Annotated in this window: 14 protein-coding genes; 5 read left to right on the top strand and 9 right to left on the bottom strand. The window is 68.3% G+C overall.

The annotated features are described in order from the left end of the window. Nucleotides 1-3: 3 nt before the first annotated feature. Nucleotides 4-1,155: an acyl-CoA dehydrogenase family protein gene (locus tag BOX37_RS11680; protein ID WP_071927661.1), complete on the bottom strand. Its 1,152-nt coding sequence runs from the start codon at nt 1,153-1,155 to the stop codon at nt 4-6. Nucleotides 1,156-1,269: 114 nt separating this feature from the next. Between BOX37_RS11680 and BOX37_RS11675 the strand changes: the two genes are divergently transcribed. Continuing rightward, a complete protein-coding gene (locus BOX37_RS11675; protein WP_071927660.1) occupies nt 1,270-1,902 on the top strand; it encodes a TetR/AcrR family transcriptional regulator in 633 nt (210 codons plus the stop codon). Between the two features lie 91 nt (nt 1,903-1,993). On the opposite strand, the gene pafA is transcribed toward BOX37_RS11675, so the two are convergent. The 5 genes from pafA to dop form a co-directional block, all read right to left on the bottom strand. Beyond that, the gene (gene pafA, locus BOX37_RS11670) at nt 1,994-3,352 is read right to left on the bottom strand and encodes a Pup--protein ligase (RefSeq protein WP_206045805.1); all 1,359 of its coding nucleotides are present in this window, start codon (nt 3,350-3,352) and stop codon (nt 1,994-1,996) included. Nucleotides 3,353-3,516: 164 nt separating this feature from the next. Then, a complete protein-coding gene (gene prcA / locus BOX37_RS11665; RefSeq protein WP_071927658.1) occupies nt 3,517-4,287 on the bottom strand; it encodes a proteasome subunit alpha in 771 nt (256 codons plus the stop codon). Beyond that, nucleotides 4,284-5,123: a proteasome subunit beta gene (gene prcB / locus BOX37_RS11660; RefSeq protein WP_071927657.1), complete on the bottom strand. Its 840-nt coding sequence runs from the start codon at nt 5,121-5,123 to the stop codon at nt 4,284-4,286. The genes prcA and prcB overlap by 4 nt, the downstream gene beginning before the upstream one ends. Beyond that, a complete protein-coding gene (locus BOX37_RS11655) occupies nt 5,120-5,314 on the bottom strand; it encodes a ubiquitin-like protein Pup (RefSeq protein WP_019047503.1) in 195 nt (64 codons plus the stop codon). The genes prcB and BOX37_RS11655 overlap by 4 nt, the downstream gene beginning before the upstream one ends. A 120-nt stretch (nt 5,315-5,434) precedes the next feature. Further along, on the bottom strand, nt 5,435-6,934 hold the full coding sequence (gene dop / locus BOX37_RS11650; RefSeq protein ID WP_071927656.1) for a depupylase/deamidase Dop: 1,500 nt from the start codon (nt 6,932-6,934) through the stop codon (nt 5,435-5,437). 137 nt (nt 6,935-7,071) lie between these two features. Here dop and BOX37_RS11645 point away from each other — a divergent pair, with 137 nt between their 5' ends. Continuing rightward, entirely contained in the window at nt 7,072-8,259 is a 1,188-nt protein-coding gene (locus BOX37_RS11645; RefSeq protein ID WP_084759553.1) for a DUF418 domain-containing protein, read from the top strand. Nucleotides 8,260-8,266: 7 nt separating this feature from the next. On the opposite strand, the gene BOX37_RS11640 is transcribed toward BOX37_RS11645, so the two are convergent. Further along, complete coding sequence (locus tag BOX37_RS11640) at nt 8,267-8,998, bottom strand: TetR/AcrR family transcriptional regulator (protein ID WP_240505309.1); 732 nt, start codon at nt 8,996-8,998, stop codon at nt 8,267-8,269. Nucleotides 8,999-9,162: 164 nt separating this feature from the next. Here BOX37_RS11640 and BOX37_RS11635 point away from each other — a divergent pair, with 164 nt between their 5' ends. The 3 genes from BOX37_RS11635 to BOX37_RS11625 all read left to right on the top strand — a co-directional run bounded on the left by BOX37_RS11635 (nt 9,163) and on the right by BOX37_RS11625 (nt 11,080). After that, nucleotides 9,163-9,462 (top strand): DUF6412 domain-containing protein, encoded by a 300-nt coding sequence (locus tag BOX37_RS11635; RefSeq protein WP_071931405.1) that lies wholly within the window; start codon nt 9,163-9,165, stop codon nt 9,460-9,462. Nucleotides 9,463-9,553: 91 nt separating this feature from the next. Continuing rightward, complete coding sequence (gene yidC, locus BOX37_RS11630; protein WP_071927655.1) at nt 9,554-10,435, top strand: membrane protein insertase YidC; 882 nt, start codon at nt 9,554-9,556, stop codon at nt 10,433-10,435. 102 nt (nt 10,436-10,537) lie between these two features. Beyond that, nucleotides 10,538-11,080, top strand: a complete 543-nt coding sequence (locus BOX37_RS11625) for an NUDIX hydrolase (RefSeq protein ID WP_071927654.1) — start codon at nt 10,538-10,540, stop codon at nt 11,078-11,080. Between the two features lie 48 nt (nt 11,081-11,128). On the opposite strand, the gene BOX37_RS11620 is transcribed toward BOX37_RS11625, so the two are convergent. Next, on the bottom strand, nt 11,129-11,497 hold the full coding sequence (locus tag BOX37_RS11620; protein ID WP_071931404.1) for an arsenate reductase family protein: 369 nt from the start codon (nt 11,495-11,497) through the stop codon (nt 11,129-11,131). A gap of 384 nt (nt 11,498-11,881) precedes the next feature. Beyond that, on the bottom strand, nt 11,882-13,024 hold the full coding sequence (locus BOX37_RS11615) for an ABC transporter substrate-binding protein (protein ID WP_071927653.1): 1,143 nt from the start codon (nt 13,022-13,024) through the stop codon (nt 11,882-11,884). Nucleotides 13,025-13,032: the final 8 nt, after the last annotated feature.

Below are 13,032 nucleotides of genomic sequence, written 5' to 3'. Positions count from 1 at the left end.
GTGTCAGACGATGGCGTTCACGCCGGTGAGGGCGCGGCCGATCAGCAGTTTCTGGATCTGGGTGGTGCCCTCGTAGAGAGTCAGCACGCGGGCGTCGCGCAGGTATTTGGCAACCGGGTATTCGTCGATGTAGCCGTAGCCACCGAACACCTGGATGGCGTTGTTGGCCGCCTTGACCGCGGCCTCGGAGGCGAACAGTTTGGCCATCGATGCGGCGGTGCCGAACGGCTCACCCCGGTCGACGAGATCGGCGGTGCGCCACGCGAGTAGACGGGCGGCGTCGGTCTCCACCGCGATGTCGGCGAGCAGTTCCTGGACCAGCTGATAGCCCGCGATGGGTTTGCCGAACTGCTCGCGTTCCCCGGCGTACCGCACCGCCGCCTCGAGGCAGGCGCGCGCCAGTCCGACACAACCCGCCGCGACGCCCATGCGCCCCTTGTCCAGCGCCGCCATCGCGATGCGGAAACCCTGGCCTTCGGCCCCCAGGCGCGACGCGTCCGGTATCCGGACCCGGTCGAGGACCAGTTCGGCGGTGGCCTGGCCGCGCAGACCGAGCTTGCCCTTGATCTCGGTGCGGCCGAAACCCGGTGCGTCGGTGGGGACGAGGAACGCGGTGACCCCTTTCGGGCCCGACCCCCCGGTCCGCGCGAAGACCAGCGCGACATCGGCCCAGGTGCCGTTGGTGATGAAGATCTTGGTGCCGTCGATGATCCAGTCCGACCCGTCACGAGCGGCCCGGGCGATCAGGTTCGCGGCATCGGAGCCGGTACCCGGCTCGGTGAGGGCGAAGCACCCGAGCTGCTCCCCCGTGCACAATGGCGGCAGGAACCGATGCTTCTGCTCCTCGGTGCCGTACGCGGCGATCGACTTGGCGACCAATCCGAGGGAGACCGACACGATGCCGCGTACCGCGCTGTCGCCGCGGCCGAGCTCCTCGAGCAGCAGGCAGTAGTCGAGCGCGTCACCGCCGGAGCCGCCGTACTGCTCGTCGATCCCGAGCCCGAGGAAGCCCAGCGCGCCGAGCTTGCCCACGATCGCCGGATCGACCGATTCGTCTCGATCCCACTGCGCCGCGAACGGAACGACTTCCCGGTCCACCCAGGTGCGGGCGAGGTCGCGCAGATCGCTCTGCGCGGAGGTGAGTTGGAGATCCACGAAGCCACTCCTGAACCGAACGTCGTTAGGTTTACTCGGGCACCGTATCCTAACGGCGTTCGGTTTATCAAGAGCCGGTGATACCGTTCGAATCCCGACCGAGAGGAGTGGCGCATGGCGAGGCCGCGCGTACCGCTGTTGAGCCGCGAGCGCATTCGCGAGGCGGCGCTCGCCCTGATCGACCGCGACGGCCTGGCCGAGGTCTCCATGCGCAAGCTCGCCGCCGCACTCGGCGTCCAGGCGGCCTCACTGTATGGCCACTATCCGAACAAGGACGACCTGCTCGACGACATCGCCACCGGCATCATGAGCCACGTCGACACCTCGGCCTTCGACACCGCCGGGTGGGCCGAGGCGCTGGCCGCCTGGGCGCGCAGCTACCGGTCGGCACTGGTCGCGCACCCGAATTTCGTGCCCTACCTGGCCGCGGGGCCGGGCCGCCGGGCCGAGAACCTGCGTGCCGCCGACGCCGTGCACGGCGGCCTGGTCGGCGCGGGCTGGCCGCCGCGCTACGCCACCATGATCGGCGCGGCCACCCGCTACCTGGTGATGGGTTCCACGGTCGGCTCGTTCGCCGGTGGTTTCGCCGACGACGTGCAGGTCTACCGCGACCGCTACCCGCACCTGAACCAGGCGCACCTGCTGCGCGCGGTCGCCGAGGAGATCGACGACGACAGCTTCGAATTGGCCCTGACGTCGTTCATCGCCGGGCTCGACGCCACCTACGCGGCGGTGGTGGCCCACTGAGCGGCCCCACACGCGACGAAACCGGTGGCGCCTACGCGATCGCTCCCATGCGCCACCGGTCTCGTCGGATCCCCCCGTCCAGGGGGTACGCCTACATCGAGGCGATCAGCCGGTCGACGCGTTCGTCGACCGAGCGGAACGGATCCTTGCACAACACGGTGCGCTGCGCCTGATCGTTCAGCTTGAGATGCACCCAGTCGACGGTGAAGTCACGCCCCGCCTCCTGGGCGGCGGTGATGAAGTCACCGCGCAGCTTGGCGCGGGTGGTCTGCGGCGGGGTGTCCACCGCGGCGTCGACGGCGTCGTCCTCGGTGATCCGCTTGGCCAGGCCCTTGCGCTGCAGCAGGTCGAACACCCCGCGACCACGCTTGATGTCGTGGTAGGCCAGGTCTAGCTGGGCGATCTTGGGATCGGAGAGCTCCATGCTGTAGCGGTCCTGATAGCGCTGGAACAGCTTGCGCTTGATCACCCAGTCGATCTCGGTGTCGACCTTGGCGAAGTCCTGCGCCTCGACCGCGTCCAGAGTGCGGCCCCACAGGTCGACCACGGCGTCGACCTGCGGATCGCGGTCGCGATTGCGCAGGTGCTCGACGGCACGGGCGTAGTACTCGCGCTGGATCTCGAGCGCGCTGGCCTGGCGGCCACCGGCCAACCGGACCGGACGACGACCGGTCAGGTCGTGGCTGACCTCGCGGATCGCACGGATCGGATTGTCGAGGGCGAAATCGCGGAACGACACCCCCGCCTCGATCATCTCCAGCACCAGCGACGCCGTGCCCACCTTGAGCATCGTCGTCGGCTCGGCCATGTTCGAGTCACCCACGATCACGTGCAGGCGCCGGTACTTCTCGGCGTCGGCGTGCGGCTCGTCGCGGGTGTTGATGATCGGGCGCGAGCGGGTGGTCGCCGAGGAGACGCCCTCCCAGATGTGCTCGGCACGCTGCGAGAGGCAGAACGTGGCCGCCTTGGGCGTCTGCAACACCTTGCCCGCACCGCAGATGAGCTGGCGGGTGACCAGGAACGGGAGCAACACGTCCGAGATGCGGGAGAACTCGCCCGCGCGGACCACGAGGAAGTTCTCGTGGCAGCCGTAGGAGTTGCCCGCGGAGTCGGTGTTGTTCTTGAACAGATAGATGTCGCCGCCGATGCCTTCCTCGGCGAGACGCTGTTCGGCGTCTATGAGCAGGTCCTCCAGGACCCGTTCACCGGCCCGGTCGTGGGTGACCAACTGCACCAGGCTGTCGCACTCCGCGGTCGCGTACTCGGGATGCGATCCGACGTCGAGGTACAACCTGGCACCGTTGCGAAGGAAGACATTAGAGCTACGGCCCCAGGACACCACCCGGCGGAACAGGTACCGGGCCACCTCGTCGGGGGACAGCCGACGGTGACCGTGGAAGGTGCATGTCACACCGAACTCGGTCTCGATCCCCATGATTCGTCGCTGCACCTCATCGACACTACAGCCATGACCAGTACCCGCGCGGCGCTCCTGACATCGGATCTGCATACGTGTTCGCAACGATTCGGACAGCGAACGACCGGCAGGCACACGACGAGGTCGGGCCCGTGAACCGGAGCGGTTCGCGGGCCCGACCATGATCGTGACGGCGGCTACTCTCCCGCGTCGTCCTCGGGTTCGGGCAGCGTCGCCTCGGTCGTCGGTTTCACGGCCGCCGTGGCACCCAGTGCCTGCTCCAGGGCAAGCCCCTGCAACCGGCGGAACGCCCGTCGCGGACGCTCCTGCTCGAGCGTGGCCACCTCGAGCGAGGCGACCCCGAGCGAGCGCTTGTCCTTGTCGGCCTCCGGCTGACCGGCCTGCAACGCTCCGATGGCCACCTTCAACGCGTCGTCCAGGGACAGACCCGCGGTGTAGGTGGACTTGAGCGCGTTCAGGATCGGCTCGGTGGTCCCGCCCATCACGACGTACTCGCGTTCGTCGACGATGGACCCGTCGAAGGTGATCCGGTACAGCACCGAGGTCGGCGCCTGCTCCGGATAGCCCACCTCGGCCACGCAGATCTCGACCTCGAACGGCTTGAGCTGATCGGTGAAGATCGACCCGAGGTTCTGCGCGTAGAGGTTGGCCAGCCCACGTCCGGTGACATCGCGCCGGTCGTACTGGTAGCCCTTCAGGTCTGCCTGCAGGATGCCGCCCCGGCGCAGGGCCTCGAACTCGTTGTACTTACCGACCGAGGCGAAACCGATGCGGTCGTAGAGTTCGCTGACCTTGTGCAGGGTCGCCGACGGATTCTCGGCGACGAACAGCACGCCCTTGTCATACACCAGCACGATCACACTGCGACCTCGACCGATGCCCTTGCGGGCGAGCTCGGTCTTGTCGCGCATGATCTGCTCGGCAGACGCGTAGTACGGCAGCGTCATGCGTCGGCACCCCCATTCTGTTCGGTCTCGCGGTCGGCGAGGATCGCCGCGGCGATCTCACCGAGCCGCTCCTCGGTCACCTCGACCGCTCCTTCGGCATCGATGCGCACCACCGTCGGGTAGATCCCGCGCAGCACGTCGGGACCGCCGGTCGCGGTGTCGTCGTCAGCGGCGTCGACCAGCGACTCCACCGCGATCCGCAACGCCCGGTCCTGGTCGAGTCCGTGCCGGTAGAGCTTCTTGAGCGAGGACTTGGCGAAGGTCGAACCGGAACCGACCGCGGTGTAACCGAACCGTTCCTCGCTGCGCGAGCCGACCACGTCGTAGGACACGATCCGCCCGGCCCTGTCGGGGTCGGTGACCTGGTCGTCGAAGCCGACGAGCAGCGGAACGACAGCCAGCCCCTGCATGGCGGCGGGCAAGTTTTCGCGCACCATCCGCGACAGCTTGTTGGCCTTACCGTCGAAGGTCAGCGAGACGCCTTCGATCTTCTCGTAGTGCTCGAGTTCCACCGCGAACAACCGCACCATCTCGACCGCCAAGCCCGCGGTACCCGCGATGCCCGACGCGGAGAAGGTGTCGGTGATGTAGACCTTCTCCATGTCGCGCGAGGCCACCAGGTTGCCCTGGGTGGCGCGCCGATCGCCCGCGATCAGCACCCCGCCGCGGTAGCTGACCGCGACGATCGTGGTGCCGTGCGGCGCGAAATCGGCGGTCAACTCGGAGGCACCGAACCCGTTACCGGGCAACAGGTTCGGTGCGTGCATCCGCAGGTGTTCGGTGAAGGAGGAGAGAGCCTGCCCCGCGTGGAGGCGCAACGGATCACCTGGGGTCACTGGCCGCCCTTCTGCACATATGCCCGCACGAAGTCCTCGGCGTTCTCCTCGAGCACATCATCGATCTCGTCGAGGAGGTCGTCGGTCTCCTCCGCGAGCTTCTCGCGGCGCTCCTGCCCTGCCGCGTCGACGCCCTCGGGACCCTCGTCCTCGTCGCCACCCCCGGCGCGTTTGGTCTGCTCTTGTGCCATGGCAGCCGACCTCCTCTTTCCTCATCACGATGTTCGTGCTCGTCCCTCAACCCTACCGAGCGGATCCGACAAGGTGGTCTATTAGCGATCGGATTGTCGCCCGGTCGTGCCCGGACCCGGTCAGTGCGTGAGCTGTTCGACCAGCTCGGCGGCGGACTCCGCGGCGTCGAGCAGCTTGCCGACATGCGCTTTCGTGCCGCGACGGGGCTCGAGGGTGGGGATGCGAACCAGCGAATCACCACCCAGATCGAAGATCACCGAATCCCAACTGGCGGCGGCGATATCGGCGCCGAAACGGCGCAGACACTCTCCGCGGAAGTACGCGCGGGTGTCGGTGGGCGGATTGGTCATCGCGTCGAGCACATCCTGCTCGCTGACGAGCCGCTTCATCGACCCGCGCGCCACCAGGCGGTTGTAAAGGCCCTTGTCCAGGCGCACATCGGAGTACTGCAGATCCATCAGGTGCAGTTTCGGGGCGGCCCAGCCCAGGCCCTCGCGGCTGCGCATGCCCTCGAGCAGGCGCAGCTTGGCCGGCCAGTCGAGCAGGTTCGCGCATTCCATCGGGTCGCGCTCGAGCAGGTCGAGCACCATGCCCCAGTTGTCGACGATGTCACGCACGCGCGGGTCGTCGTTGCCTTCGCGGTGCACGAACTTGGCGACCCGCTCGTGGTAGAGCCGTTGCAGCGCAAGGCCGGTCAGCTCGCGGCCGTCGGCCAGCGCCACGGTGGCGCGCAGGGTCGGGTCGTGACTGATCTGGTGCACCGCGGTGACCGGACGGGCCAGCTGGAACTCCGAGAGGTCCTCACCGGCCTCGATCAGGTCCAGTACGAGCGCGGTGGTCCCGACCTTGAGGTAGGTCGACATCTCGGCCAGGTTGGCGTCGCCGATGATCACGTGCAGGCGCCGGTACTTGTCGGCGTCGGCGTGCGGTTCGTCGCGGGTGTTGATGATGCCCCGCTTGAGCGTGGTCTCCAGGCCGACCTCGACCTCGATGTAGTCGGCGCGCTGAGACAGCTGGAAGCCCGCGTGGTCACCGGACTGACCGATCCCGACCCGGCCGGACCCACAGATGACCTGGCGGGAGACGAAGAACGGCGTCAATCCGGCGATGATGTGGCTGAACGGCGTATCGCGGTTCATCAGGTAGTTCTCGTGAGTGCCGTAGGAGGCGCCCTTGCCGTCGACATTGTTCTTGTACAGCTGCAGGCGGGGTGCGCCGGGCACGCTGGAGGCGTGCCGGGCGGCGGCCTCCATCACCCGCTCGCCCGCTTTGTCCCAGATGACCGCGTCGAGCGGGTCGACGACCTCGGGCGCTGAGTACTCGGGGTGGGCGTGGTCGACGTAGAGCCGGGCACCGTTGGTGAGGATCATGTTCGCCGCGCCGACCTCGTCGGCGTCGATCACCGGGGCTGGCCCGCTCATCCGGCTCAGGTCGAAACCACGCGCGTCACGCAGCGGGGATTCCACCTCGTAGTCCCAGCGGGTGCGCTTGGCACGCGGTACGCCGGCGGCGGCCGCATAAGCGAGAACGGCCTGCGTGGAGGTGAGAATCGGGTTGGCCGTCGGCTCCGTGGGGGTCGAGATGCCGTACTCGACCTCGATTCCGATGATGCGCTGCATGTTGTCGAGCCTAGGCGACGCGCGGCGAACCGCACCGACATCTCGGCACAGCGGGGGTTCTCCTCCTCCGAGAGGAGGACCCCGCGTGGTCCTCGCGGTCGATCCGCGACCAGGACCGGGCCGCCGATACTCGGAGGATGACCGAAGCCGTCGCACCCGCCGTCAGCGCGAGCACCGGCCAGCGGCCGCCCAGGATGATCGCGCTGGACGTGCTGCGCGGCATCGCGATCCTGGGCACGCTGGGCACCAATATCTGGATCTTCACCGACCCCGAGGGGATCATCGGCTACCTCGACGGTGTCAGCGCGGCTGCCGAGACCGGCTGGGACTGGTCGGAACGGGTACTCCAGCAACTGGCCCAGGGCAAGTTCCTCGGGCTGCTCACGGTGATGTTCGGCATCGGGCTGGCCATCCAGCAGGGGTCGGCCCAGCGGGCGGGCAGGCGATGGCCGGGTGGATATCCGTGGCGGGCGGCGCTGCTGTTCCTCGACGGACTGCTGAACTTCCTGTTCATCGCCGAGTTCGACGTGCTGATGGGCTACGCACTGACCGGTCTGGTGGTGGCATACCTGTTGGCGACCAGTGAGCGAGCGCAGCGACGGTGGGTGATCGTCGCCGCCTCGATCCACGTGGCGATGCTGACGCTGATCGCCGTGGCCCTGGCGTTCGAACCCACCCGCCAACCCACGGCCGCCGAACCGCTCGACCCCAATCCCTACGCGGACGGCTCCTTCTGGGACCTGGTGCTGTTCCGGCTCGACCACGCCGCGATGTTCCGGCTGGAAGCGATCTTCGTGCTCCCGATGTCGGTGGCGCTGTTCCTCATCGGCGCCCGGCTCTATCGCGCCGGGGTGTTCCGACCCGAGGGCACGCGAATCCGCAAGCGGCTCATGGTGATCGGATTCGGCCTCGCGGCACCGGCGGATTTCGCACTCGGCGTCTTCGGTGGCGGCGATCTGATCCTGTTCGCCCGCTACGGCACCGCACCGTTCGTCGCACTGGCCATTCTGGCCGCGGTCGCGCAGTTCTACCTGGGCCGGTCGCGCGTCGGTTTCGCCGGTGCCCGGCTCACCGAGGTCGGCCGGGCCGCGCTCAGCTGCTACATCCTGCAGAACCTGATCGCCGGAATCCTCTGCTATGGCTGGGGTTTCGGACTGGCGGCACGGGTGTCGGAGTCGGCGCGGGTGCCCTTCACGATCGGCATCTACCTGATCGTCGTCGTCGCGATCACCGTGTTCGCCCACCTGTGGCTACGCCGCTTCGACCGTGGCCCGGTCGAGTGGCTGTGGCACCGCACCTACCAGCTGGTACGGCCGGGCGGTTGAGCGCTGATCAGCGCAGCCGCTCCGCAGGCGGTGGCGCGGCGTCGGGGGCGATGAGCAGGTCGGCGACCAGCGAGTCGCGTTGCAACGGGACACCGAGACTGCGCGCGTTGCCTTCGAACAGCGACAGCACCGATTCGGTCAGGATCCCCTGTACCTGCTCGGTGGTGAGCACCGGCTCGGGTTCGGCCCGCCAGCTGGCGACGACGCCGTCGACGAGGCCGACCATGCCGAATGCCATCGGCCGGGCGCGGGCGGGATCGATGCCGAAGCGGGCCAGGGTGGCGGCGAACATGTCGGCCAACTGCCCGCCGACCTCGCGCCCCGCCCCGGCCAGGGTGGCGGGCCCACCGTCCTGGGGCGCGGCATCGCCGAGGAAACGGTGCAGGTTGGGATGACGGTCGATCCAGCCGAGATAGGTGCCGACGGCGCCACGCACGGCGTCCTTGAGGGTGCCGTCGGGCTGCAGCGCGGGCAACAACTCGGCGAGCAGTAGTTCCAGGATGCGCCGGCGGGCCAGTGCGTCGAGTTCGGCGCGACCGCCCACATGCCGGTAGACCACCGGACGCGGCAGGGCGAGGTGTTCGGCGATGAGCTGCACGGAGATCTCGAGCCCGTGTTCCTCGATCACCTCGATGGCGGCATCGACCATCTCCGCGCGACGGCGGGCCTTGTGCCCGTGCCAGCGGGTGGCGCGCCCGTCACCGACGGGCTGCTCGGCCTGGGTGGAGGGTGCAGTCACGAGGTCAACGATACGCGTACCGGCGTTGACCGTGACTTCATGTCCCACCAACTTTGGTGTTACTTGAAGTAACAGTTAACGGGTGGGGCGGTCTCGACTGAGACGGTACATACGGTACCCCGCTCGCGCCTCGTTCGTCAGTGGTGACCGGTAGGCTGCACAGCATGCACTCACGGGCAGCCGTCTTGGCGTACGCGGTTCTCGCGTGCGTCCTGCCCGCCTTCGTGCTGCTGACCGCGCCGGGCGGGGAAACCGCCCGCATGCTCGCCTTCGGCGCCGTCGCGGCGGCCATGGTGTGCGCGCTCGCCGCGGTCACCACCCGCGCGCGGGTGCCTGTCCGGGTCGCCGTCGCGGGTCCACCGCGTTCCGCGCAACGACGCCTGCGTGGTTCCTTTCTGCCGCAGAGCAATCCGGACACCGCCGGTCGTCCACGTCCTCGAGCACCGGGAATCGATCACCGCTGACAGTCGCGCGCCCTCGGCGCCACCTGTCGGCATCGCGTGATCCCCTCCCTCTCGTGCGTCCGCGCACGCTCTACGGACAGGTCGTTCCGTCATGCTCGATTTCGTGTACTTCCCGGTGTCGGCCGTGCTCTGGTGCTGGCACCGATTGCTCGCCTATCCACTCGGCGCCGCCGACGGCCTCGCCTGGCTGCTCGCCGTCGTCGCCCTCGTCGTCACCGTCCGCGCCCTCCTGATCGTCCCCGCCGTTCGCCAGGCCCGGTCCCAGGCGACACTGCGTTCCCTGCAACCACAGATGGACGGCCTCCGCCGCAAGCATCGCGATGATCCCCGCGCCCAGGCCGAACAGATCAGGCTGCTGCACCGCGAACACGGCGTCAGCCTGTTCGCCGGCTTCGTCCCGCTGATCGCCCAGGCCCTGGTGTTCCTCGGCCTGTTCCATGTCCTGCGCTCCTTCGACCGCACCGGCGCGTACGCGGTCGGCCCGTTCACCTCGACCGACACTCCGCTCTCACCCGAGGTGAACAGCGCCACCGCCAACTATCTGTTCGGCGTGCCAGAGGTCCGCGCGTTCCTCGACGCCAGGCTCTTCGGTGCCCCGCTGTCGGCGACCTTGTCCGGGGCCGGCGAAACATTCGCCGCCGTAGCCCTCCTGGCGATCCCACTGGTGGTGATCGCGGCCCTCGCCACCCATTTCACGGCCCGCCTCACTCCGTCGGGGCAGGACGGCACCGCCGCGATCATGCGGAACCTGGCGCTGTGGGTGTTTCCCGCGGGCGCGCTCATCGGCGGGGCGATCCTGCCGGTGGTCGTCTTGGCGTACTTCGCCACCAACGCGGTGTGGACGTGCGCCCAGCAGTATCTGATCCATCGCTCGCTCAGCGCGAGGGCAGCCGCCGCGGCGACCCTGGCCACCGCGACCGCCCGAGCCGCCGCGCCGCGTCCCGGCGTGAAACCACAACGGCGGAAACGATGATTCGCCCCCGTGCCGATCCGCTCGCGGCGGGAGGTGACCGCGACACGGCCCCGCGGGAGCCGCTCCACACCGCGCTGACACCACTCGCGTTACCCTCGGGCGGTGTCAGCGCATCCGGAGTCCGAACTTCTCGCCGTCTACGACGCCGACCTTCAGGTGATCGGCACGGCCGATCGGGGCACCGTCTATCGCGACGGACTCTGGCACGCCAGTGCGGGTGTGCTGGTGCGCTCCACCGACGGCAACCGGATCTATGTGCACCGGCGCACCGACACCAAGCTCGTCTTCGCCGGAATGCACGACTGTCTGGCCGGTGGCGTGGTCGATGCGGGCGAGGACCCCGCCGACGCGGCGATCCGGGAACTGCGTGAAGAGCTCGGCATCGAACTGCCCACGGGCACCACACTGCCGTTGCTCGGCACCGTCTCCTGGGACGGCAGCTGGGCAGGTACGCCGATGCGTTGTCACCTGTTCGGCTACGAGGTGCGCTCCGACGGCCCGCTCCACCATCAGCCGTCGGAGATCGCGGACGGCTGGTGGTGGACCGATGCCGAACTGCGTGCGCACCTGGATGATCCGACGTGGCCGTTCGTTCCCGACACCAGGGTCCTGCTCGCGGATCTGCTCGTCGACGACGGCTCCTGATACCGGACCACCGGTGGGTCCGGCCGCGGCGCGGCGGCTCTCGGCGAATCAGTCGAGCGAGCGCAGTGATTCCTCGTCGCGCGCGACCACCGCACCGCCGTCCGCGGTGAGCACGATCGGGCGCTGGATCAGCTTGGGGTGTTCGGCCAACGCGGCCAGCCACCGCTCCCGGTCGGCCGGGGTGCGCCCCCACGCCGCCATCCCGAGGTCCTTCGCGATCTGCTCCCCGGTGCGGGTGATGTCCCACGGCTGTTTGCCCAGCCGATCCAGCACCGCACCCAATTCTTCGACCGTCGGCGGGTCGTCGAGGTAGCGGCGAACCGTGTATTGGATCCCGGCCGTATCCAGATACGCGGTCGCGTTGCGACTCTTCGTGCAGCGCGGGTTGTGCCAGATCTCGGTCTGTCCAGAAGTCATCCTCGCAGGGTAATGGGCACTCAGGTGCGCGAGCTGTTCGCCGTGATCGCCCGCGGCGACGAGCGGAACGCCGATCAGCACACGACGACGGCCCACCGGGGCTTTCCCGATGGGCCGTCGTGGTGTCGGCTCAGGCGGCGGCGCTTCCGCTCTGGATCGCGGTGAGGATCAGGTCGATGAGCACGGCGGCCAGCACTGCGGATGCGGATCCCATGGGCGTCTCCTAGGTCGAGTTCGAACAACGAGCCGAAGTCTCGGCCGCAGGCATGTCCGGCACGTGAACTCCGGTTACCAACAGCGACCCCGAACCATGATGGGACACCGAGCATTCCGCCGAACTGCGGTTATTCCGAACCGCACCGCGTGCGATCCCGCACACGGTGCCTACTTGCCACCCTCGGTCGGGGTCACCTGCACCGGCTGATACCCGGTCCCCGCGACATCGATGCCCTCGGCCTTCAACTGATCGAGCGCCTTGGTGACGTACTCGGTGGTGTAGGCGTCCGGACCCGGGTCCTTGGTGAGCACCGTGGCGCCCTCGGCGTTCTTGGTGTCACGGGCGATCTGCACCGTGGCGTCCCACGCGGCCTCGTCGATGGCCCCGATCCCGGCGGGCGAAGGCCAGATCAGCTTGTTCACCTCGTTGATCTGCCATTCCTGATGTCCCGCGCCGAGAGTGGCGCCCGCGGCAACAGTGAGGTCGCGGCACTTGTCGAGGTTGTCGCGGCAGAAGGCCCAGCCCTCGAGCGAGGCGACCAGGAACTTCACCGTCTGCTCCTGATAGGCGGTGTCGCCGAGTTTCTCGGTATTGGCCCACAGGGCGTCCTGCAGCATCGCGACGCCTTCGTCGTTCCAGTCGATGGTGCGGAAGTCCTCGGCGGTGTAGAGCTGGCCGGTGGCGGGGTTCTTCGTCTCGAGCAGCTGGGCGTACTCGTTGTAGGACATGGCCTGGGCGGCGTCGATGTCCCCGGCGAGGAAGGCGTTCATGTCGAACTGCTGCTGGACCAGAGTCACGTCCTCGGCCGGGTCGATCCCGGCCTCGGTCATCCCGGCGAAGAGCTCGAATTCGTTGCCGTAGCCCCAGTTGCCGACCGTCTTGCCGCGCAGGTCGGCGGGCCCGGCGATGTTGTCGGACGCGAACGACACCTGCAGGGTGCCCGAACGCTGGAACACCTGGGCGATCTGGGTGATCTGCGCACCCGCCTCCCGCGAGGCCAGCGCCTTGGGCACCCAGGCGACCGCGTAGTCGGCCTGCCCCTGGGCCAGCACCGTCTGCGGCACGATGTCGGTGCCACCGTCGAGGATCTCGACCGACAGGCCCTGCTTCTGGTAGAACCCCTGGTCGACGGCGGCCAGGTAGCCGGCGAACTGCCCCTGTTTGAACCACTGCAGCTGCAGTGTCACTTTCGTGAGCCCGTCGGCGGTCGTCTCCGAACCGCCGTCGGTGGTGCTGCAGCCGGTCAGCGCGGCAGCGGCGACGGCGGCCGCCACCAGACAACTGCGCAATCGAAATGCGGTCTTGCTCATGGATGGAT

It is taken from the genome of Nocardia mangyaensis, from assembly GCF_001886715.1.
GTDB lineage: Bacteria > Actinomycetota > Actinomycetes > Mycobacteriales > Mycobacteriaceae > Nocardia > Nocardia mangyaensis.
This window is presented reverse-complemented; position numbering and strand designations above follow the sequence as displayed.